Origin of the sequence: Shewanella sp. M-Br (genome assembly GCF_036245925.1) — a bacterium.
GTDB classification, from domain to species: Bacteria; Pseudomonadota; Gammaproteobacteria; order Enterobacterales; family Shewanellaceae; genus Shewanella; species Shewanella oncorhynchi.
The window spans coordinates 148158-168963 of record NZ_BJBV01000008.1 but is presented as its reverse complement, the minus strand read 5'-3'; the positions used below and the strand labels follow the sequence as shown (position 1 = coordinate 168963).

General features: G+C 46.9%; 22 protein-coding genes. 11 read left to right on the top strand and 11 right to left on the bottom strand.

All coding sequences use genetic code 11. The features are described from left to right. Positions 1-32 precede the first annotated feature (32 nt). From folK to sfsA, 5 genes are all read right to left on the bottom strand, one after another. Positions 33-521: a 2-amino-4-hydroxy-6-hydroxymethyldihydropteridine diphosphokinase gene (gene folK / locus AAA952_RS08960; RefSeq protein WP_338256225.1), complete on the bottom strand. Its 489-nt coding sequence runs from the start codon at positions 519-521 to the stop codon at positions 33-35. Next, on the bottom strand, positions 521-2062 hold the full coding sequence (locus AAA952_RS08955; protein ID WP_173497280.1) for a polynucleotide adenylyltransferase PcnB: 1542 nt from the start codon (positions 2060-2062) through the stop codon (positions 521-523). The genes folK and AAA952_RS08955 overlap by 1 nt, the downstream gene beginning before the upstream one ends. Positions 2063-2081: 19 nt before the next feature. Beyond that, positions 2082-2996: a tRNA glutamyl-Q(34) synthetase GluQRS gene (gene gluQRS / locus AAA952_RS08950; protein ID WP_338256223.1), complete on the bottom strand. Its 915-nt coding sequence runs from the start codon at positions 2994-2996 to the stop codon at positions 2082-2084. Between the two features lie 169 nt (positions 2997-3165). Continuing rightward, positions 3166-3609 (bottom strand): RNA polymerase-binding protein DksA, encoded by a 444-nt coding sequence (dksA, locus tag AAA952_RS08945; RefSeq protein ID WP_006082967.1) that lies wholly within the window; start codon positions 3607-3609, stop codon positions 3166-3168. A gap of 163 nt (positions 3610-3772) precedes the next feature. Then, a complete protein-coding gene (gene sfsA, locus AAA952_RS08940; RefSeq protein ID WP_306684662.1) occupies positions 3773-4477 on the bottom strand; it encodes a DNA/RNA nuclease SfsA in 705 nt (234 codons plus the stop codon). A gap of 201 nt (positions 4478-4678) precedes the next feature. Between sfsA and pepB the strand changes: the two genes are divergently transcribed. Further along, positions 4679-5971 (top strand): aminopeptidase PepB, encoded by a 1293-nt coding sequence (pepB, locus tag AAA952_RS08935; protein ID WP_338256217.1) that lies wholly within the window; start codon positions 4679-4681, stop codon positions 5969-5971. A gap of 207 nt (positions 5972-6178) precedes the next feature. Next, positions 6179-6688 (top strand): GNAT family N-acetyltransferase, encoded by a 510-nt coding sequence (locus tag AAA952_RS08930; protein WP_338256216.1) that lies wholly within the window; start codon positions 6179-6181, stop codon positions 6686-6688. Positions 6689-7382: 694 nt separating this feature from the next. Here AAA952_RS08930 and AAA952_RS08925 read toward each other — a convergent pair. From AAA952_RS08925 to AAA952_RS08915, 3 genes are all read right to left on the bottom strand, one after another. Continuing rightward, positions 7383-8270: a phosphoribulokinase gene (locus AAA952_RS08925; RefSeq protein ID WP_011847692.1), complete on the bottom strand. Its 888-nt coding sequence runs from the start codon at positions 8268-8270 to the stop codon at positions 7383-7385. A gap of 90 nt (positions 8271-8360) precedes the next feature. Then, a complete protein-coding gene (locus tag AAA952_RS08920) occupies positions 8361-8606 on the bottom strand; it encodes a YheU family protein (protein WP_105251527.1) in 246 nt (81 codons plus the stop codon). Then, a complete protein-coding gene (locus tag AAA952_RS08915; RefSeq protein WP_338256210.1) occupies positions 8590-9633 on the bottom strand; it encodes a hydrolase in 1044 nt (347 codons plus the stop codon). The genes AAA952_RS08920 and AAA952_RS08915 overlap by 17 nt, the downstream gene beginning before the upstream one ends. 188 nt (positions 9634-9821) lie before the next feature. Between AAA952_RS08915 and AAA952_RS08910 the strand changes: the two genes are divergently transcribed. The 3 genes from AAA952_RS08910 to AAA952_RS08900 all read left to right on the top strand — a co-directional run bounded on the left by AAA952_RS08910 (position 9822) and on the right by AAA952_RS08900 (position 12455). Beyond that, complete coding sequence (locus AAA952_RS08910) at positions 9822-10328, top strand: TAT leader-containing periplasmic protein (RefSeq protein ID WP_105251529.1); 507 nt, start codon at positions 9822-9824, stop codon at positions 10326-10328. A gap of 69 nt (positions 10329-10397) precedes the next feature. Further along, a complete protein-coding gene (locus AAA952_RS08905; RefSeq protein WP_338256208.1) occupies positions 10398-11993 on the top strand; it encodes a GMC family oxidoreductase in 1596 nt (531 codons plus the stop codon). Between the two features lie 51 nt (positions 11994-12044). Further along, complete coding sequence (locus AAA952_RS08900) at positions 12045-12455, top strand: GFA family protein (RefSeq protein ID WP_338256204.1); 411 nt, start codon at positions 12045-12047, stop codon at positions 12453-12455. Positions 12456-12539: 84 nt separating this feature from the next. Here AAA952_RS08900 and AAA952_RS08895 read toward each other — a convergent pair whose 3' ends face one another. Together AAA952_RS08895 and AAA952_RS08890 are read right to left on the bottom strand one after the other, a co-directional pair. Then, positions 12540-13001, bottom strand: a complete 462-nt coding sequence (locus AAA952_RS08895) for a TIGR02444 family protein (protein ID WP_113939753.1) — start codon at positions 12999-13001, stop codon at positions 12540-12542. 51 nt (positions 13002-13052) lie between these two features. Next, positions 13053-14966: an ABC transporter ATP-binding protein gene (locus tag AAA952_RS08890; protein ID WP_219255811.1), complete on the bottom strand. Its 1914-nt coding sequence runs from the start codon at positions 14964-14966 to the stop codon at positions 13053-13055. Positions 14967-15219: 253 nt separating this feature from the next. Here AAA952_RS08890 and AAA952_RS08885 point away from each other — a divergent pair, with 253 nt between their 5' ends. Then, on the top strand, positions 15220-15423 hold the full coding sequence (locus AAA952_RS08885; protein WP_263183047.1) for a YheV family putative zinc ribbon protein: 204 nt from the start codon (positions 15220-15222) through the stop codon (positions 15421-15423). 201 nt (positions 15424-15624) lie between these two features. Here the strand turns inward: AAA952_RS08885 and AAA952_RS08880 are convergent, their stop codons facing one another. Further along, complete coding sequence (locus AAA952_RS08880) at positions 15625-16038, bottom strand: GNAT family N-acetyltransferase (RefSeq protein WP_168824765.1); 414 nt, start codon at positions 16036-16038, stop codon at positions 15625-15627. Positions 16039-16157: 119 nt separating this feature from the next. Between AAA952_RS08880 and AAA952_RS08875 the strand changes: the two genes are divergently transcribed. From AAA952_RS08875 to AAA952_RS08855, 5 genes are all read left to right on the top strand, one after another. Next, complete coding sequence (locus tag AAA952_RS08875) at positions 16158-16553, top strand: SirB2 family protein (protein ID WP_006080263.1); 396 nt, start codon at positions 16158-16160, stop codon at positions 16551-16553. Further along, a complete protein-coding gene (locus AAA952_RS08870) occupies positions 16553-17341 on the top strand; it encodes a SirB1 family protein (RefSeq protein WP_113939759.1) in 789 nt (262 codons plus the stop codon). Before AAA952_RS08875 ends, AAA952_RS08870 begins: the two co-directional genes overlap by 1 nt. A gap of 156 nt (positions 17342-17497) precedes the next feature. Then, complete coding sequence (locus tag AAA952_RS08865; protein WP_105250145.1) at positions 17498-18745, top strand: DUF819 family protein; 1248 nt, start codon at positions 17498-17500, stop codon at positions 18743-18745. Positions 18746-18803: 58 nt separating this feature from the next. After that, a complete protein-coding gene (gene kdsA / locus AAA952_RS08860) occupies positions 18804-19652 on the top strand; it encodes a 3-deoxy-8-phosphooctulonate synthase (RefSeq protein ID WP_105250144.1) in 849 nt (282 codons plus the stop codon). Positions 19653-19838: 186 nt separating this feature from the next. Further along, positions 19839-20711, top strand: coding sequence for a DMT family transporter (locus AAA952_RS08855; protein ID WP_338256188.1), 873 nt, complete (start codon positions 19839-19841; stop codon positions 20709-20711). Positions 20712-20806 lie beyond the last annotated feature (95 nt).

Here is a 20806-nt window from a genome sequence, read left to right as displayed (position 1 = left end):
AAGTGGTGTTATAAGCTAACTGAGGACGGACTTCAATGATCAATGCCCAGTTGTTGTAACTCGGCCAACATTTTTGTATCGATAAGACTGTCGATGGCAGTGTTGCACGGCAGAATCAGATCCGGTGCAATTGCGGCTAAAGGCACGAGCACAAAGCTGCGCGTTTTCATGCCGTAGTGGGGCACTTTGAGTCTAGGAATGTCAATGTTCTCATTACCATACAAGAGTAAATCGAGATCTAAGGTTCTAGGCCCCCAACGCTCTAGGCGGACTCGACCTTGGGTGTTTTCAATATGCTGCAGTGCATCGAGTAAAGCTAATGGCGCAAGATCAGTATCGAAACTCGCCACCGCATTTACATAATCGGGTTGCACGACATCGCCCATGGGCGTCGAATGGTAATAGGGAGAAACGACGAGACTATTGCCTAAGGCTAAGGCGGACAATGCCGTCACGGCATTGTCCAATTGCGCCTTGGGATCGTCGAGATTCGCGCCTAATGCGACGTAGACGCGGGGCATTATTCAGCCGTTTTAACTTTAGGTGTGCCACTCGCTTTAGGTGCGCTCGTCGGCGCTGAACCATCGGCATTTGGTGCACGAGGACGGCGACGACGTTGGGTGGCATTACGGTTGCGGTTTGGCGATTTACTGCCGCTACGCGCTATGGCTAAACGTTCTGTTTCATCGGCTTCGACAAATTGTTGCCACCAAGCGGCACTTTTAGCGACATTACCCGCTTCGACTTCGCCCCTGAGTAAGAGTAAATCGTATGCTGCTCTAAACTTAGGGTGTTCCATTAGTTTAAAGGCGCGGGTGCCTTGGCTACGATCAAAGCGTAACTGTAACTGCCAAATGTCTTTTGCTGGCGTACTAAAACGGCGTGGAATACTAATGGTTTGGCATTGCTGCTCCATCACATCGCCCATGGCGGCAAAGAAGGCATCATATAACGTCAGGCCACTTTCAACCGCGATATCCTCGGCGCGTTGACGCAGTGGATACCAGAGAAGCGCAGCATAGAAGAATGAAGGTGTGACCGGCTTATCTTCGTTAACTCTTTGATCTGTGCTCTTCATGATGGCTTGCACCATTTTCATGGTCGTACCTTTAGGATCATCTTTTAGCAGAGCGGCCACTTGCGGAAACAGCGGCGCGAATAACTTGTATTCTTGCATTAATTCGAAGTTGGCTAAGGCTTTGCCTGCAAAGAAGAGTTTTAACACTTCTTCGTACATGCGTGCTGCTGGAATATCTTTGAGCAGCGGCGCTAATTGTTTAATCGGTGCGGCTGTGACGGTTTCGATACCCATGTTGAGTTTAGTGGCGAAACGCACCGCCCTTAACATACGCACCGGATCTTCACGGTAACGGGTTTCAGGATCGCCGATTAATCTTAGTGTGCCAGCTTTGAGATCGGCCATACCGCCGCCATAGCTGCGAATCGAGTAATCGCTGATATCGTAATAGAGGGCATTGACGGTAAAGTCGCGGCGCTCGGCATCTTCATCGATTTCGCCATAGACGTTATCGCGCAGCAAACGCCCTTCGGCATTGGCTTTAGAGACTTTCTCATTACTTTCGCCGTGGTGACCACGAAAGGTGGCGACTTCAATCACATCGCGGCCGAAAACAATGTGCGCTAAGCGGAAACGGCGACCGACAACACGGCAATTACGGAATAATTTTTTGATTTCTTCTGGTGTTGCATTGGTCACTATGTCGAAATCTTTCGGTTCAATCCCTAAGAGTAAATCGCGTACACCGCCGCCGACTAAATAGGCTTTAAAGCCAGATTTATTCAGTCTGTATAATACCTTAAGGGCATTCTCGCTGATTTGTTTGCGCGAGATGGTATGGGCATCTCTTGGTACTAACTCTAAACTCAAAGCACCGGAACTTTGTTCAGGTGTTGTTGGTTCAATCTGAGCTGGAGTCGGAGCGGTCGTTTTAGGCGCGTCTTCAAATAGCTGTTTGCAGAATTGGCTGATACGGCGAAAAATGGGACACCTCGAAATATGATCTGTTATTTGATTAAAAATCTGGCGGCTATCATATACCAAATGCGGCCTAATGAGTATATCAGGGCTCGATCAGTATCTCAGATTGTTGCGGTATAGTGGATAATTGAAACTGATCCACGGCTTGAGCGAGCATTTGCGCCACAGAGCCGCGGGTTTCGACGGGTGTTTGGCCTAAAAATGCCAGTGCCGCATTGAGGCTCGCCTGTGGATTAAGTGTATCAATTGCCTGTGCATGATTCTGTTTTGAGAGCTTAAAGCCTTTACTTATGCAGGCGAGTGGCAAGTGCAGCCATTGCGGTGCGGCTAAACCAAAGCTTTGATACAAACTCAGTTGGCGACAACTGGCCTCGATTAAGTCGCAGCCTCGAACCACTTCGGTGACCCCTTGATAAGCATCGTCGAGTACCACGGCCAGTTGATAGGCGTACAGACCATCACTGCGTTTGATGATGAAATCCTCTGCGGCAAAATGGCTATCTACGCAAATATGGCCCATTAGATTGTCATCAAATTCTTGCACTTGCGCCGTGTTGACGATTCGCACCGCACCCGACCTAACAAGATTTGCAGACTGGGTTTGTGGCAATCGGTGGCAGCGGCCATCGTAGACGCCGCCCATGGCTTGAATTTGCTTGCGACTACATTGGCAGAAATAGGCTTTATCTTGGGCGAGCAGCAAGTCAATTTGCGATTGATAAGCCGCTGTGCGCTGGCTTTGATACAGAGGCATATCATCCCACTCAAATCCATAGGCTTCTAAGGTGCGTAAGATATCATCGGCGGCGCCTTTGACTTCCCGCGGTGGGTCTATATCTTCGATGCGAATTAGCCATTTACCCTTTAGCGAGCGGGCGCGCAGATAGCTGCCAAGGGCGGCGATAAGCGAGCCAAAGTGCAAGGCACCCGAAGGCGAAGGCGCAAAGCGGCCGACATAGGGCTGGCTGGATAAATCGGAATGTAATGGCTTTGACATAACAACTAGATGGCGTTTTAAAGTCGCGACGGTAAAAGTGGATGTATTTTAGAGGGATGCTAAGAGAAAAGCGAATCGGGGTAAATTGGAGTGAGCTTGGCGTAAGCTCGTCGAGTTTACGAGTTGCTAGAAACAAATAGGCGGGGAAATCCCCGCCCAGTATGATTGATTAACCAGCCATTTGTTTCTCTTTGATCTCTGCAAGCGTTTTACAGTCGATGCATTGATCGGCTGTTGGACGCGCTTCGAGACGGCGGATGCCGATTTCGATACCGCAAGAATCACAGAAGCCGAAATCGTCTTCTTCAATTTTTTGCAGTGTTTTTTCGATTTTTTTGATCAGCTTACGTTCTCTATCGCGAGCACGAAGTTCGAGGCTGAACTCTTCTTCTTGTGCTGCACGGTCAACAGGATCGGGAAAGTTTGCGGCTTCGTCCTGCATGTGGCTAAGAGTACGGTCGACCTCTTCACGCAACTGATTGCGCCAAGCTTCAAGAATTGTCTTGAAGTGACCCAGTTGCTTAGCGTTCATATACTCCTCACCCGGCTTTTCCTGGTAAGGATTTACACCTGCGATAGCGAGTACGCCAAGTTTTTTGGTGCCTTCAGGCATAACGCATCTCCTGTAATCATTTGCGTTTGTAGGGCGTCCTTAAGAACGGCCGCTATCTATAGCAGAATCTTCACATCGAGGCAAACTTTTCATTCTGCTTTGATTGAATTTTTTGACTATGTTCGCTAATTCAAATGAAATCAAATTTAACTCAGCCTTAACATCATACTCGTACATCGCAGGCTTGGGCTAGGTGAATCTCTGTAGGGGAGATTTTACAGCGATAGGCTAGCACTTCAACGCCGGATAATACAGCCATTTTCAGTAACTTAGCATATTCAGGGTCGATATGTGCTGCGGGGGCAACACTGAATATTTCACTATGCTGCACCACAAATAGCAATACGGCTCTATGGCCTTGGCTCACCATGTGCATCAATTCACGTAAATGTTTTTGACCGCGTAGGCTTACAGCATCGGGAAAATAACCTTGGCCATCTTCGAGCAAAGTACAACTTTTGACTTCTATATAACAGGCGGGTTTTTGAGCACCCTGTAGTAGGATATCGATGCGACTATTTTCATCACCGTATTTGACTTCACGGCTGAGGCTATCATAACCCGTGAGTTCCTTGATGATACCTTTATTGATGGCTTCTTCGGCTAAGGTGTTCGCCTGACCCGAGTGGATACCGATTAAGCCTGCATCTGGCGTGGTCATCAGTTCCCACGTATGGGCATATTTACGTTTAGGGTTATCAGAGGTAGAAAACCATACGGTTTCACCGGGATACAGGCAATTACGCATAGAGCCGGTATTGGGGCAATGTAGGGTGATCTCACTGCCGTCGCTTAACTGCACATCGGCCAGAAAACGTTTATAGCGGCGCAGTAAAATGCCCTGTTGTAGTGGCGGAGTAAATTCCATCGGTAGACCTATCTCGGCTGTTCTAGGTCGCAAAGCCTAGCAAATTTCGCAAATGTTTACAGATTTTACCTGAGTAACTTCAGCCAATCGCTTTGCGTCATCGTCTGCTAGCAGTAAACTGCCGCCATAAAGTTTGTTCTGATTGCTGATTGATTGTTCTGATTGATTATTCTAAAACGAATCGAAAAATAAGGATCCCTAATGAGTGAACTAAAAGTAACTGAATTGATGAAAGTGCAATTAACCAAAGAGGCACCCGCCGCGCACTGGGGCAAGGCTGATGTAACTTATACTGCCGACGGTGCGCAAATTCATTTAGCAGGTGGCGATGAGCTGCGTCAAATTCAAATGGCGGCCCGTAAACTGCGCAATCAAGGTATTAGCTGTGTGGAATTAGCTGGGCAGTTTTGGGACCTCAATAGCCAATGGGTGTTTGCCCAAGGTTTCGCGACGGCAAAACCAGGCTATCAAATTTATTGGTGTGGTGATGAGTCTGTGCAAGCAGAATTGCAACGTCGACTCGATGTGGCGACTTTTGCCCGTCAACTGATCAACGATACGCCTGAGAACCTGTCGCCAGTGAAACTCGCCCAACAAGCAGCAAAATGGTTGGCTGAGGTTGGTGGCGACAAGGTGAGTTATCGGATTATCGAAGGTGAAGCGCTGCTTGAAGAACAGTGGATTGGTATCCATGCCGTCGGTCGCGGCAGTGAGCGTCCACCGGCAATGTTAGAGTTAGACTTCAACCCATTAGCCGCCGATGCACCTGTGTCTGTGGCGCTTGTGGGTAAAGGGATAACCTTTGATTCTGGCGGCTACAGCATCAAAGCTTCTGAAGGCATGTTAGGCATGAAATGCGATATGGGCGGCGCGGCGACTGTGACTGCAGCACTTGGTTTAGCGATCAAGTCTGGCCTCAACAAACGCGTTAAACTCTTTTTATGTTGTGCTGAAAACTTGATCAGCGGTCGCGCCTATAAGTTAGGTGATATTCTGACCTACAAAAATGGTGTAACAGTTGAAGTGGTGAACACAGATGCGGAAGGGCGCTTAGTGTTGGCCGATGGCCTACAAGCTGCATCTGCTACAGGCGCACCTTTTATTATCGATGCAGCGACCCTTACAGGCGCCGCTGTGATGGCGGTGGGTTCTAACTACAACGCGATTTTCTCGCCACAGGCGGATGTGTTGCAACTGGCCCAGCAAAAAGCCACTAGCGTTGCCGAGCGCGTATGGCCGCTGCCGCTGGATCCTTGGCACAAAGAAATGTGTCCATCTGCCTATGCTGACACCGCAAACAGCCGCGCAATGAAAGGCGGCGGTGCAGGTGGTGCTTCTAATGCCGCTGGTTTCTTATGGCGTTTCGTGTCACCCGAAGCTAAATGGTTACACGTGGATTTAGCTGGCGCTTTTGAAGATTCAGCTTCTGCCATGTGGAGCGCGGGTGCAACGACCCACGGCGTATTGACTATTAGTGAATTGATTAAAGGCTAAGCCTAGCTAGTGAATTGGTTAAGGGCTAAGCCTAGCGCTAAGACTAAGTCAGATATGTTAGCTAAAGATCCATTAAGGTTCTGTAGCTTTGATTAAAACCGCCTATGGGCGGTTTTTTATTGGCTGAAAGATTAGAACACTCGTTTACTTGGCGTTTTAGCGGCTTCATGGCATGTTATGGCTGAGCATTTTTAATTGGAAAACATGATGATAACTATACGAAAAGCAACGAAAGTGGATGCTCAGGCCTGCTGGGATATCCGCAATGCGGCCATCAATAAAGGTTGCGCCGGATTTTATGATGCGGGCGATCTGGTGATTTGGACCGAGGGCGAACTGACCGAGCAATTTAGCCGTATCGTCGATGCACATTTTTATGTGGCAGAGTTGTCCTCTGACGAGTCGCAGCTTAAGACTGTGGTCGGCACTGCCATGTTGGATGAACCCTATGCTCAGTTAGAAGCCTTGTTTGTTTCACCCGATGCTATGGGGTTAGGTGTCGGCAAGGTATTGCTACAATTTATTGAAACTATGGCTTTTAATCAGGGGATTGCCCAGCTCAGATTAGAATCAACTTTAAATGCGGTGGATTTCTATCGCCACTGTGGTTTTGGTGGTGAAGGTTTAGAGGAGGAATCTATTTACTGTTCGCCCAGAGGCATAGTCTTAGAGTGCATGGTGATGTATAAAAATCTAGGGCGGTCTTTGGCCTGTTAGGGCGCAGTAAAAAACGCTGCTGCTAGAACGCCGCGTTGCAGCTACGGATAACGGCACGCAGCAAACTGCTACAGAACGTCACTTTTTGATTCACGATTTATGCAACAGGCTTTGCTCTTACGGTGAGCGCAGCGTTCTGTGAGTGAGTTTACGAACGTTCTGTTTTCCTAGAATCTAAAGTCTAGAACCTATTTTCTGAGAGGTTGCTGGCATACTCAAGGAAATCGACAGATCAAGCATGGGTGCGGAATTAACTTATATAGTTTCGTTAAAAAGGTTGCTGACATATTCGAGGGAATCAACAGATCAAGCATAGATGTGGAATTCATTCTTCATAAAAGGTTGCTGACATACTCAAGGAAATCAACAGATCAAGTATGGATGTGGAATTAACTCTGAAGACTTAAAGTTACGTTAAAAGGTTGCTGACATACTCAAGGAAATCAACAGATCAAGCATGGATGCGGAATTAACTTATATAGTTTCGTTAAAAAGGTTGCTGACATACTCAAGGAAATCAACAGATCAAGATGGGGGAATTAACTCCCAAGAGTATGCCAACTATCGTTCTTTCGCCTGAAATCCCGATGCCGATAAGATTAGCGCGAGTGGCTTAAATAAAACTTAATCCATTGCAAAAAAAGACTTTATTTCCTTAGCCTTTAGTCAAACTTGCCCACAAATCCTCAAGGTTTCAGTTCGCTTCTGGGGTATTAAGTTGCTGACGTTTTTCCATCAAATCTTTAATCAAAGGTGTGAGGATCAGCTCCATCGCCAGCGACATTTTGCCGCCGGGGACGACGAGTGTGTTGACCCGTGACATAAATGAACCTTGGATCATATTGAGGTAATAGGGGAAGTCGACATTATTGATACCGCGGAAGCGGATCACCACAAAGCTCTCGTCTAAGCTCGGAATATCTTTGGCACTAAATGGGTTAGAAGTATCGACCGTCGGTACTCGCTGAAAGTTAATGTGAGTGCGGGAGAACTGTGGCGTCATGTGCTTAATGTAGTCGTCCATACTGCGCACAATTGATCCCATGACTTTTTCACGGCTGTGGCCACGCTCCGAAGTATCGCGGATAATTTTTTGGATCCACTCTAAGTTGACTATGGGCACCATGCCGATCAGCAAGTCTACATGCTGGGCGACATTGGCATCACCAGTAACTACGCCGCCATGTAAGCCTTCGTAGTAGAGCATATCGGTATTTTCAGGCAGTGGTCGCCATTGGGTAAAAGTGCCAGGCATCTGGTTAAAAGGCACTGCCTCATCGAAGGTGTGTAAATAGCTGCGGGTCTCACCTTGGCCTGTGGTGCTGTAATCGCGAAAACATTGCTCTAAACGAGCAAAGTTATTAGCCTCTGGGCCAAAATAGCTAAGATTGCGGTTTTCAGCTTGGGATTTGCGGATCATGACTTCCATTTCGGCGCGGGTAAAATGATGAAAACTGTCGCCTTCGACAAAGGCGGCGTTGATCCCGAGTTGGCGAAAAATATGGCTAAAGGCGGTGGTAGTCGTGGTGGTTCCCGCGCCTGATGAGCCTGTAACTGCAATAATGGGATGTTTTGCTGACATTTTTTCTACCTAGCTAGGAACCAAAAGAGCCGCTTATGGGTAAGCGATAAAAACGCGAGTACTATTTATACGGTACAGAGGTAGGACTGGTCAATCTTGCTGCTGTGCTATTTGTTCCGCTGAACGTATGGCGAAGGATTCATCGTCTTCACTGTACTCTAATTTCAGCTTACCTTGCTTAAGTGCTTGTTGACATTGGACTATCGCCTGAGCAAGCTCCTGTTCATCGAGACTGGCAAAGCTGCCATCCTCCACTTGACCTAAGAGATATTCGCGGATCACATTGGCGAGCGTTTCCTTGGGGAGTTGTAACAGGGTTTCATAGGGAATGAGCATCGGTGTTTCCTTGGGTGATATTGTCGCCGTTGATTGGGTCTGCGCTAAGTGAGTCAACACTTTGATCGCCTAATAAAAAATGTAAAATCCGTCTCTCAAGGTAGAAGCGCGGTTTCCAAGGTGTACCGCCTTCAATAAAGCCGACATGGCCGCCATAGGGATGCAGTTCGTATTCCACATAGCCCGACAATTGACTTGATTGGGGGATCACTTCATCGGTCATAAAGGGATCGTCCTTAGCATGTATGATAAGCGTCGGTTTAGTAATGCGGCTGACAAAGGGTAAGCCACTGGCACGCGTATAGTAATCGTCGACGCCGTCAAAGCCGTGCAATGGCGCTGTGACTTTATCGTCAAAATCATAGAAGGTATTTAAACGGTCGACCTGCAACTGGCTCAGCGGCATAGAGATGGCTAAGTCGGGATCGTTCAGCTTATGGCTGATTTTTTGCTGCAACTGTTTGATTAAATAGCTTTGATATACCTTCGAAAAACCATTTTCTAAACGTTTTGCGCAGGCGGACAATTGCAGCGGCGCCGAGACAACCACTGCGCGGGCTAATAAACTATCATCCTGATATTCGCCTTGATACTTAGTCAGCACATTGCCGCCTAAACTGTAACCTACGGCTAATAAGGGCGATTGCGGATACGCGCTTTTCAGTGTTGATAGACTAAACTGTAAATCGTCCGTGTCACCACTGTGATAACTGCGCACGAGGCGATTGGCCTCACCCGAACAACTTCTGTGATGATGCACGACGGCTGCGAGTTGCTGTTCCTTACAGGCTTGCAGTATCCGCCGCGCATAATGGGACTGAGCACTCCCTTCTAAGCCGTGGATGATCACCACTATCGGTTTGCCAGACTGTGGAACATCCTGCCAATCTAAATCGATAAAATCGCCATCGGGTAACTCTAAGCGCTGCCGCTGTAATGCTGGTTTGGCCACTTTAGTGAATACGGGTAAAATCGTTTGTATATGGGGACTCTTGGCCCACCAAGGTGGCATAAAGGAATTTGGCATAGATGTTTATCTTGGTATCGGCTATTGCTGAAAATTAAAACGTGTGTTTAATTTATACCCAAACCAACTCAAAATGCTGAAATTCGTATTTTGAGGTCGCTTGGGTATAAACTCGCGGCCATTGTAGCACAATTGTTTTTTATGCTGATATTTAGGCCGACATTTAGGTTGATAATTAGGAGATAGAGATGAAGCGACGAACCTTTATAATGGGCGCGTTTGCCGGTACGGCGGCGTTAGCCTTAGGGGTTAATCTCTATTCTCCTGAGTTTAGTTTGCCCGAGGATAGCGAAGGCAAAGATTATCGCTTGTTGTTTAGCGTGCTTTTACCTGTGATGCTCGACGGCGCCTTGCCTGATGTGGCCATCCATAAGTTGGCGGCGCAAAACCGCACTTTAGATGCCATCAAACAGTCGATTGCTGTGTTACCCGATGAGCAGCAAACCGAGTTATTTGAACTGCTCGATATGCTCGAAAATCGTCTTGGTTTACTGGTACTCACCTCGAGCATGACGCCGCTATTGATGCGCTCTCCCGCCGAGTTAACTGATATGTTAGAAACCTGGCGCCACAGTTATTTTGCTTTGTTACAAACGGCTTATCTTGGATTGCGGGAATTAGTGATGGCAAGTTACTACGCTTGTCCTGAGCACTGGAGCCGCCTGCATTATGCCAAGCCTGAACTGTTCAAATAGCGAGTCCATTTTTAACCTAATCAAACGCCGAATAATAAGCATTTTACCCGCGACAGTGGAGCACTCAAGTTGGCAATCATAGATCCTATAGTGAATGGTTTAAACTCTGGTTGGTTGCACACGGATGCGAGCCAATTGCAAGAAAACCAGCAGTTTGAAGCTGATGTGATTATTGTCGGCACAGGTGCTGGCGGCGGTGTGGCGGCTGAAATCCTCACCCAAGCTGGGCTGAGCGTGATCATGATTGAGGCGGGACCGCTAAAATCCTCCAGCGATTTTAATATGGAAGAGCGAGTCGCTTACCCCAACTTGTATCAACAAGCTGCGGCGATGAAAACCGCCGATAAGGCGATTGGCATTTTTCAAGGCCGCGCAGTCGGTGGCTCAACCACTGTTAACTGGACCACTTCAATCCGCACTCCGACCGAGGCGTTAGCCTTTTGGGCGCAACATAAATCGGTTGTTGGGCTTAATCGCGAGAGTTTAGATCCTTGGTTTGAGCAAATGGAGCAGCGGCTCAATATCCATGAATGGAACTATGAGCCTAATCGCAATAATGCCGCCCTGAAGCAAGGTTGTATCAATCTTGGTTGGGAATACACAGTGATTAAACGCAATGTGGCGGGTTGCTGGAATACTGGCTATTGCGGCATGGGTTGTCCGGTCAATGCGAAGCAATCTATGTTAGTCACCACGATTCCCGCGGCACTTGAGAAAGGCGCGCAGCTGATCAGTCGAGCTAAAGTGACTAAGATTGAGCACCATAATGGCCAAGTGTTTGCGTTAAAGGCGCAGGCGCTGGATGTGAATTTACGACCCACTGACGTTGAGCTGTTATTTAAGGCTAAACATTATATTTTGAGTGCGGGTGCTATCCATACACCGACGATTTTGATGCGTTCGCAAGTGCCCGATCCCCACCAACTTTTGGGTAAACGCACCTTTTTACATCCTACTTTGTTATCCGGCGGCGTATTTGCCGATTCGATCAATGGCCATAGCGGTGCGCCGCAATCTATCTATTCCGATGAATTTGTATGGAACAATGGCGCCGATGGTGAGCTGGGTTATAAACTCGAAGTGCCGCCAGTGCACCCGATTTTAATTGCCTCTAAAACCCTAGGTTATGGTACGAGTCATGCAGAGTTAATGTCACAGTTCAACCAGTTACAAGTAACTATCGCTTTGATCCGCGATGGCTATCATCCCGACAGTCAAGGCGGTGAAGTACACTTAACGGATAAGGGCTTTACTTTAGATTATCCGTTGACCGATGCTTTTTGGCGGGCCGCGAGACGCGCTTTTGCTAGTATGGCGGAGTTACAATTCTCGGCGGGCGCCTTAAAAGTGTTGCCGATCAGCGATGGCATGCCTTACTTATCCTCGTGGAAAGACGCCAAAGAGAGCATTGCGCAGATGTCACTCGCGCCACTGCGCACTATCGTCGCATCGGCCCATGTGATGGGCGGTTGTCCCTTCGGCGAAGATGAAAAGCTTTCTATGGTCAACAGTTATGGTCAGTCGCACTATTTAGAAAATTTATCTGTAATGGATGGCTCTATCTTCCCGACCAGCCTTGGCGCTAACCCGCAGCTGTCGATTTATGGCATCACGGCACGTAATGCCACCGCACTCGCACAGAAGCTCACTGACGGTAAAGCCTGATGTTATCTTATCAAAATGCAGCTTAGCTTGATAAAGCTTGATGGGGTGTGAATGTCTGAAAACACATTACGGGAAGGTGGTTGCTTATGCGGGGCGATTCGTTATCAGGTTGAAGGTGAACCCTTTGATGCGGATTATTGCCACTGCCGTTCGTGCCAAAAAAGCACGGGCTCTGCATTTGGGGCTTGGATGGATTTTAAACTCAGCCAAGTGATTTGGCTTAAAGGTCAGGTGACAGAGTTCGCATCGTCTGAGTTTATTCGCCGTGGATTTTGTGACCAATGCGGTACATCGTTAACCTACCGACATATTCAATATCCCGATTACTCGACCTTGAGCATAGCGAGTCTGGACGACGCTAACCAAGTTCAGCCTAGGTACCATATTTATACTGAGAGTCAGTTGAATTGGTTGGTGATTGAGGATAACTGTCAACGCTATCCACAAGCACGCAGCTGTTAGCGGCTCAGATGATCATAGTGTTAATTTGATTGAACTCGATCTAACTTAGCTGTGCTTGATTTAACGTGATTTGTTTGGATTAGATCAGGGCGCGATGAGGCCGATTTCGTTGGCGTCAATGTCACTGAGTCCAAACAGGCTTAAGTAGCTCACCAGATTCGTTGCTTGGCCGCTTGGGCTGAGTTCATTGAGTTTATTCAAGATGGTTCGCTGCGCTTTACGTTCCATCATCAGCTCAACGGCGAGCATCTGCTGATACTCTTGTTCATTCAGGCTGGACTTAGCGAGTTTGCGTAATTTGCGGTAGGGCATGAGGAATCTTTCATCCCATTCACCTACGGCATTCATCAGCGTTTGCCATTGGTCTGTGCTGTATTGCTGCGGCCCAGACACATCCATAGTGATATCTAAATATTGCGCCAGTAGCAGTAGATTGACGTTCACCTGACAGCTATTTTGCAATTCGAGACAGAGCGCTTTGTTTTGCGCATAGCTCATATCACACCATTGCCAGAGTTGACTGTCGAACTGAGTTAAAACCGCCATACTATTTCCTTGTATTGCTGCTACTGACTTTTATGTAAAAGAACGCTGGAGTTATTGTTGCTCCATGACCTCTTGCTCCATTGCATCTATCTCTTCTTGCAACTCGAGCCATTGCATTTCACTGTCTTCTAAGGTTTGCGTCAAGCTCGTTCGTTCGGTTAGTACCGAGGTTAGCTTGGCTTTGTTATCTTGATCATACAATTCGCTATCGGCGAGCAAGTGTTCAAGCTCGGCGAGGCGTTCGCTCAGCTTTTGTTGCTCGGTTTCTAACTTAGTTTGTTTGCGCTTGAGCGGCGATACCTTTTGGCGGATCTCGGCCTCGAGGCGTTTTTGCTGTTTTTTATCGGCGGCAGGTTTGATCTCGTCGCTGGTGCTGTTTTGATTCGAGTTGGCTTTCGCCGCATCGAGCAACCATTGGTGATAATCGTCTAAGTCACCATCAAAAGCGCGCACTTCACCTTGATCGACCAGATAATAATCACTACAGGTTAAACGCAGTAAATGACGGTCGTGCGATACGATAACCATAGCGCCTTCAAAGGTTTGCAATGCCATTGTCAGGGCGTGGCGCATCTCTAAGTCTAAATGGTTGGTGGGTTCATCGAGCAGCAATAGGTTAGGGCGTTGCCAAACTAATAGCGCCAACACTAAACGGGCTTTCTCGCCGCCGGAAAAGGGTCGTACAGGTGAGAGCGCCATATCGCCGTTAAAACCAAAACCACCTAAGAAGTTGCGTAGCTCTTGCTCTCTGGCATTAGGAGCCAGACGCACTAAATGCTGCATCGGCGTATCGTCGAGGCGCAAAAATTCAATTTGATGCTGGGCAAAGTAACCGATATTGACGCCAGGATTAGGTTCATACAAACCTGTCATTGGCGATAATTGACCCGATAACAGCTTGATTAATGTCGATTTACCTGCGCCGTTACGGCCGAGTAAACCAATGCGGGCACCCGGCACTAAGTTTAAATGCACCTTGCTCAGGATTGGCTTATCGCTATAACCGATAGCGACTTGCTCCATCTTAATCAGTGGATTGGGTAGGGCTTCTGGAGCACGAAACTCCATATAAAAGGGGCTATCGGCTTGAGACGGCAACAACTCAGTCATGCGCTCTAGCGCCTTTAAGCGGCTCTGCGCTTGTTTGGCTTTACTTGCTTTGTAACGGAAACGGTCAACGAAGGACTGCATGTGTGCACGTTCTTTTTGTTGGCGTTCGAAGGCAACCTGTTGCTGCGACATACGTTCGGCACGAATGCGCTCAAAGGCACTGTAATTGCCTTTGTAGAAATTGAGTTTTTGATTTTCAACGTGGACGATTTCATCAACGATTTCATCGATAAAGTCCCTATCATGGCTGATTAAAATCAGCGTGCCTTGATAGGACTTAATCCAACCTTCGAGCCAGTACATGGTATCCAAATCCAAGTGGTTGGTCGGTTCGTCGAGGAGTAATAAGTCAGAGCGGCACAGTAGCGCTTGGGCTAAGTTGAGGCGCATACGCCAACCACCCGAAAAGCTTTTCACTGGATTGCTTTGCTCAGCTTCACTAAAGCCCAGACCCGCTAACAATGAACCCGCGCGCGAATGAATCGCATAACCACCGATAGCGTCGATTTTGCCGTGTAAGAGTGCGATGGCATTGCCGTCGTTATCTTCTTGGGCCTTGTGTAATAGGGCTTCTAATTGACGATATTCGCTATCGCCATCGATCACATATTCCAGTGCCGAGACGTCGAGCGCAGGGGTTTCTTGGGCCACAGTGGCAATTTGCCAGCCAGAAGGCAGACTAAATTCACCTTTATCTAGGCTTAAGTGACCTAAAATTAATGCGAGCAGTGAGGATTTGCCTGTGCCGTTAGCACCGACTAAACCGACCTTATGGCCGGGATAAATCGTGAGAGAGGTCTCATCTAGCAGGGTTTTGCTACCACGGATTAATTGCGCTTGGTTGATGCTGATCATTAACTACAACTTGGTTAGAACGTAAATTCGTCAGGGCACAGATAATAGCGTACAACCCCGTATCAAACCACAGCCTGACCCGATAACTCGGACAATTATTCGACTTTTCAGGATGATCTTTAGCGAATCGCATCACATCGACCTAAGGCCTCATACTTTCAGGTAACACTGGCATTCAATCATCAGTGTGGCAAAATAGCGGCAATTTCTTCGGCCGAGTCCCTTGGCCCTGCTATCTGGTCCTTTATCTATTATGACAAACACTAAAATCAAAAAGCGTTTCGTAGCCGGTGCTAAGTGCCCAAAATGCAGCGCCAAAGACAGCATTTTACTCTACAAACAAAACGGCATCGAAACCGTTGAATGCACAGAGTGTGATTACCGTGAACAGCAAACCGATGAAAAGGTGACAGAAAAAGCCACCGGGGCAGTGATCGGCGTGTTTAAACCGGATTAGGTTGAAGATTTAATTCAATTGGGTTGCTTCGGCTGAGGACGCCTGTCCTATGTCTTATTTTTCCGTTTGTAGCTTTGCGAGTAAAAGGTGCGCAAATCATTAACCACTCGCAATTAGCTCAAGTTCATTGAAACGGTCTGAGTTAGATATCAGAAATGGTAGCCTAAGCATTGGGACGGTTATGACCGCTTACCTTAAACATCACAACACTTTTACCATAAAGAATTTACTGCCAGTTTCTGGGTAGGCTTGTTGTATCCACTGCACGCGATAGTCGTGGCGCTCATAAAAGGGCTTAGCTTGAAAATCTAAGGTATCGAGTAGGGCAAATTGGCAGCCGCGTTCTTTTGCTTGGCTTTCTGCGGCTAACAATAAGTGCGTGCCTATACTTTGGTGTCTTAAAGAATCATCGACCCACAGATAATCGATTAACAACCAATTGCCGAAGGTTTTGCCGCTTATTCCCGCTAACAGTTTACCTTCGGTATCTTGTAATTTGAGGCCGAGATTTTTACGGCTAAGCCCCTGCCATTGGACTTGGTTGAACTCGACAATTTTTTGTTTTATAGCGTCGGCGAACTCGGTTGATTCATCGTTAATTAAGCTTAAATTCATCGTCACTTCTCGTTTGATTTTTTATGATGTTAGCTCTGAATATCTAGGCTGATAGGCATTGGTATGCCGCCAAGGATTAGGGTAAACTAGCGCCTTTGTCACTGGCCATAAGTATCGTAATGGAAACTTTTTACAGTCTATATCCTGCGGTTAAACATCTGCATTTTACCTTTATCGCGTTGAGCGTGTTACTGCTTACTGTTCGCTTTGTCCTGCATCTGCGCCAATCGGCTCTGATGGAGAAGAAACTGCTCAAGATAGCGCCCCATGTTATCGACACTTTCCTACTGCTGTCGGGCTTAACTTTGTGTTTTATGATCCAGCAATTTCCTTTTGTGGATCCTTGGATGACCGAAAAAATCGGTGCTGTAGTTGCTTACATTGTCCTAGGCGCCATTGCCATAAAAGCGAATAGAAACAAATTGTTTAAAGTGTTTGCTTACTTAGGCGCGATAGGTTGGTTGGTTTATGCTGCTAAATTGGCTCATTTTAAACAAGCGGTATTATTGGGTTAATGGGTAACTACACTCTGCAAGATGGCATTTCATTGCCCGAGTCGGCATTGGATGTAGGTGCGCACCTTGGATTTTCTAAACTTGAAGCCGCTAAATGGGCTTGGTTTGAAATGGCGGGAGCCGTATTAAGTCATTACTTGGTTGATCAACAACAGCGTTTTAATGCGCTGTTGCATTGGTTTTACGAGGATTTAGGTTTTTGTGTTCGTGAGAACTACTTCAGTACCGAGGCGGCAGATTTAGGTACTTGCTTAATTAGTCGCCAAGGTAATAGTACAACGCTGGCGACGGTATTGATGTTGCTGGCGAAGCAGTTAGATCTTGAACTCGACCCCATATTGCTACCTGGCAATACGGTTCTGCGTTGTAAGATTGGCGGTGAAGTGAGTTATTTGGATCCTTTAACGGGCAAGGAACTCACCCGTCACCAGTTGCACGTGTTAGTGCGCGGCGAGTTAGGTAATGCTGCTGAGCTTAAGGCAAGTTACTTAAAGCCTGCAACGGTGAAAAAACTGCTGACGCGTATGCTGCATGAGCTTAAGGCGGGTTGCATAGTGTCGCATCAATTTGAGGCAGCGATGGAGTGTTGCAGCCTGCTGTTGCAATGGCATGTTGACGATGTGCATTTGAATCGTGAGCGGGCATTTATTGCACAGCAGTTGGGTTGTATTAATGTGGCCGCCGCCGATCTGCAGCATTTTGTTGATAATAGTCCTCACGATCCCGTGATCGAGATAGTGAAGATGCAGCTCAAAGAATTAAACGAACACGCCGAGGTTTATCACTAAAGCAGAGCCTTTCGGGGCTCTTCTTATTTATTCAACTTTTATTAACGAATTCAATCCGCAAAAATAATAACACTGGGCAGATGGAAGTTTGACCCAGGGACTTAAAAGTTAAGTCTCTAATAAAAATAATAACTGTATCGACAGGGAGAAATTAGCATGACAAGCACGGCTTTAGTGACGAACGATGCCACGGCGTTAGGAATACTCGCGACAATTCTAGGTTTTGTATTTTATACCAGTAGCAGTAGTCATCCTTTTTGGCAGAAGTTTTATCGTTTTATTCCCGCCCTTTTATTGTGCTATTTCTTGCCATCGTTACTGAATACCTTTGGGGTAATCGATGGTAATACCTCACAACTGTATTTTGTAGCATCCCGTTATTTGCTGCCAGCTTGTTTAGTCTTATTGATTTTAAGCGTTGATTTAAAAGCTATTTTAAGTTTAGGGCCGAAAGCTTTGATCATGTTTTTAACTGGCACTGTCGGTATCGTTATCGGCGGCCCTATCGCCTTGTTGCTGGTGTCGGTTATTGAACCTTCTTTAATTGGGGTCGATGGCCCCGATGCGGTATGGCGTGGTATGACGACCTTAGCGGGGAGCTGGATTGGTGGCGGCGCAAACCAAGCTGCAATGAAAGAGATTTATGACGTGGGCGGTAATATTTTCTCTGTGATGGTGACAGTCGATGTGATAGTCGCCAATATTTGGATGGCAGTACTGCTGTTTCTGGCCTCAAAAGCGAAAGAGATCGATGCTAAAACCGGTGCGGATACTTCTGCTATTGAAGCGTTAAAAGATAAAGTTGAAAAGTATCACGCTGAAAATGCACGCATTCCTAATCTGCGCGATCTTATGCTGATTGTCGCTGTAGGCTTTGGTATCACAGGTATTGCTCATATTGCCGCTGATTTTCTGGGGCCATTTTTTGAAGTGAACTATCCTTGGACCGCAGATTACAGTTTAACCTCTAAATTCTTCTGGTTAGTGGTGATAGTCACAACGATTGGTTTGGCGATGTCATTCAGCCCAGTGCGTCATTTAGAGGCGGCGGGGGCATCAAAAGTGGCTTCAGCCTTCCTTTACATCTTAGTTGCGACCATTGGTCTACATATGGATGTGAGTAAGGTGCTCGATACGCCATTGTACTTTTTAATTGGTATTGTGTGGATGATCGTTCACGCAAGCTTTATGTTATTGGTGGCTAAGCTGATTAAAGCCCCGTTATTTTATATGGCCGTAGGCAGCCAAGCGAATGTGGGTGGCGCTGCGTCAGCCCCTGTAGTTGCGGCGGCATTTCACCCCGCTTTAGCACCCGTGGGCGTACTGTTAGCCGTATTAGGTTATGCGTTAGGAACCTATATGGCATGGATTTGTGGTCAAATTTTACAGTTAGTTGCGGTATAACCGCCTTAGCTCCTATTCACCGCTGGGAAAGGTTCCAGCATTTTAGAGAGAAGTTGCGATGAGTAATAAAATCATAAACCTAGGTTCAATCGAGATTGCCAACGATAAACCTTTCGTGTTGTTTGGTGGCATGAACGTGCTTGAGTCTCGCGATCTCGCTATGTCGATTGCTGAAACCTACGCCGAAGTGACTCAAAAGCTGGGGATCCCTTATATATTTAAGGCGTCTTTTGATAAGGCGAATCGTTCTTCGATCAACTCTTACCGCGGTCCAGGTATGGAGGAAGGCTTAAAGATTTTTGAAGAGATTAAAAAGACCTTTAATTTACCTTTGATCACCGATGTGCATGAAGTGCATCAGTGTGCGCCAGTGGCAGAAGTAGTTGATATTATTCAGTTACCTGCATTTCTAGCTCGCCAGACAGATTTGGTTGTCGCGATGGCAAAAACTGGCGCTATCATCAATGTGAAAAAGCCACAGTTTTTAGCACCACATGAAATGCGCCATATCATCACTAAGTTTAACGAAGCGGGTAATGACGAGATCATCTTGTGTGAACGTGGTTCAAGCTTTGGATATAACAACTTAGTCGTTGATATGTTGGGCATGGATGAGATGAAGCAATCTGGCTATCCAGTGATTTTTGATGCGACCCATGCGCTGCAACGCCCTGGTGGTCGTGCAGATTCAGCGGGTGGACGTCGTGCACAGGCAACCGAGTTAGCACGCAGTGGTATGGCGCTGGGTTTAGCGGGTCTATTTATTGAGGCGCACCCCGATCCTGATAACGCTAAGTGTGATGGCCCATGTGCGCTGCCTTTACATCAGTTAGAAAATTATCTGAAGCAAATGAAAGCGATCGACGATTTGGTGAAATCCTTCGAGCCAATCGATACCAGTAAGTAATCGCAAGCTAAGACTTAATGAATTAGTGACTTAATCCTAAAGCCTCGACTCGTTCGGGGCTTTTGTTTTTCAGTCGAGGAATGTGATTGGTATAGCTCTGTAGCTATCTGAAACATTAATGTTTTATGATGGGCTTTGCCTAACAATCTTGTTTATAGCCGACCAGATTCTTTACGGAATACCTTTATGTGGATCTTACTCACTTTGCTGGCGGCATTTATGCAGGCTTGGCGTAATGCGTTTCAAAGCCAGCTGAGTAAAGAAGTGAGTGTTGCGGGCGTGACCTTAGCGCGTTTTATTTGGGCTGGGCCGATTGCCGCCGTGTATCTGGCAAGCTTATATCTTTGGCAGGATGTCGGAATCCCCGATTTTAGCGACCGTTTTATCGGTTTTATTCTTGGAGCATCGGCGATGCAAATCCTCGCGACGGGCTTGATGGTGAAACTGTTCAAGCAACAGAACTTTGCCGTTGGTGCTGGGCTAGCCAAGAGTGAAGCTGTGGTCGCGGCGATCTTAGGCACAGTGTTTTTTGGGACGCATTTATCCCTTTTAGGTTGGTCGGGAGTGTTGTTGGGTGGTGTGGCAATTTTTCTCATGAGTGCCAAACAAGGCCTTCGAAGCTTGTCGCTCAATACGGTATTGATTGGTTTGGCTTGCGGTACTTCGTTTGCGCTGACATCGCTTTGGGTACGAGAGGCGAGTTTATGTTTGAATGTGGGTTTTCCCCATAGCGCAGCTTGGGTGTTGTTATTTGTGATAGGCCTACAGACTTCGCTGTTAGTCAGTTATTTGTTGCTTAAGGATAAATTTACGCTGATAGCATTATGGCAACGACCTAAGTTGACTTTACTGACAAGCACCGCCAGTTGTTTAGGTTCTATCGGTTGGTTTAGTGCTATGTCGTTGCAGGCTGTGCCCTATGTTAAAACCTTAGGCCAAGTTGAAGTTTTCTTTATGATCTTGATTGCCACCTTTTGGCTGAAGGAAAAAGTAAAGATAAAAGATATGCTAGGGTTAGTCTTGATCGCTATCGCCGCTATTTTGGTGATGTGGGAATAGACTAAATTAATAGAAGGTATGCTGGTTTTTTAGACTAAAATAGAACTCGATTCAGTGTGTTTATATCAAGCAAACATTCGCTGAGATACAAATAT

Excerpts from the sequence above, each read along its gene's own strand:
- dksA (WP_006082967.1), bottom strand. The coding sequence starts at position 3,609 with ATGCCTGAAGGCACCAAAAAACTTGGCGTACTCGCTATCGCAGGTGTA.
- AAA952_RS08915 (WP_338256210.1), bottom strand. The coding sequence starts at position 9,633 with ATGCCAAATTCCTTTATGCCACCTTGGTGGGCCAAGAGTCCCCATATA.
- gluQRS (WP_338256223.1), bottom strand. The coding sequence starts at position 2,996 with ATGTCAAAGCCATTACATTCCGATTTATCCAGCCAGCCCTATGTCGGC.
- AAA952_RS08925 (WP_011847692.1), bottom strand. The coding sequence starts at position 8,270 with ATGTCAGCAAAACATCCCATTATTGCAGTTACAGGCTCATCAGGCGCG.
- AAA952_RS08900 (WP_338256204.1), top strand. The coding sequence starts at position 12,045 with ATGTCTGAAAACACATTACGGGAAGGTGGTTGCTTATGCGGGGCGATT.
- sfsA (WP_306684662.1), bottom strand. The coding sequence starts at position 4,477 with ATGGAATTTACTCCGCCACTACAACAGGGCATTTTACTGCGCCGCTAT.
- AAA952_RS08895 (WP_113939753.1), bottom strand. The coding sequence starts at position 13,001 with ATGGCGGTTTTAACTCAGTTCGACAGTCAACTCTGGCAATGGTGTGAT.
- kdsA (WP_105250144.1), top strand. The coding sequence starts at position 18,804 with ATGAGTAATAAAATCATAAACCTAGGTTCAATCGAGATTGCCAACGAT.
- AAA952_RS08890 (WP_219255811.1), bottom strand. The coding sequence starts at position 14,966 with ATGATCAGCATCAACCAAGCGCAATTAATCCGTGGTAGCAAAACCCTG.
- AAA952_RS08885 (WP_263183047.1), top strand. The coding sequence starts at position 15,220 with ATGACAAACACTAAAATCAAAAAGCGTTTCGTAGCCGGTGCTAAGTGC.
- AAA952_RS08910 (WP_105251529.1), top strand. The coding sequence starts at position 9,822 with ATGAAGCGACGAACCTTTATAATGGGCGCGTTTGCCGGTACGGCGGCG.
- AAA952_RS08930 (WP_338256216.1), top strand. The coding sequence starts at position 6,179 with ATGATAACTATACGAAAAGCAACGAAAGTGGATGCTCAGGCCTGCTGG.
- AAA952_RS08880 (WP_168824765.1), bottom strand. The coding sequence starts at position 16,038 with ATGAATTTAAGCTTAATTAACGATGAATCAACCGAGTTCGCCGACGCT.
- AAA952_RS08920 (WP_105251527.1), bottom strand. The coding sequence starts at position 8,606 with ATGCTCATTCCCTATGAAACCCTGTTACAACTCCCCAAGGAAACGCTC.
- pepB (WP_338256217.1), top strand. The coding sequence starts at position 4,679 with ATGAGTGAACTAAAAGTAACTGAATTGATGAAAGTGCAATTAACCAAA.
- AAA952_RS08870 (WP_113939759.1), top strand. The coding sequence starts at position 16,553 with ATGGGTAACTACACTCTGCAAGATGGCATTTCATTGCCCGAGTCGGCA.
- AAA952_RS08875 (WP_006080263.1), top strand. The coding sequence starts at position 16,158 with ATGGAAACTTTTTACAGTCTATATCCTGCGGTTAAACATCTGCATTTT.
- AAA952_RS08865 (WP_105250145.1), top strand. The coding sequence starts at position 17,498 with ATGACAAGCACGGCTTTAGTGACGAACGATGCCACGGCGTTAGGAATA.
- AAA952_RS08855 (WP_338256188.1), top strand. The coding sequence starts at position 19,839 with ATGTGGATCTTACTCACTTTGCTGGCGGCATTTATGCAGGCTTGGCGT.
- folK (WP_338256225.1), bottom strand. The coding sequence starts at position 521 with ATGCCCCGCGTCTACGTCGCATTAGGCGCGAATCTCGACGATCCCAAG.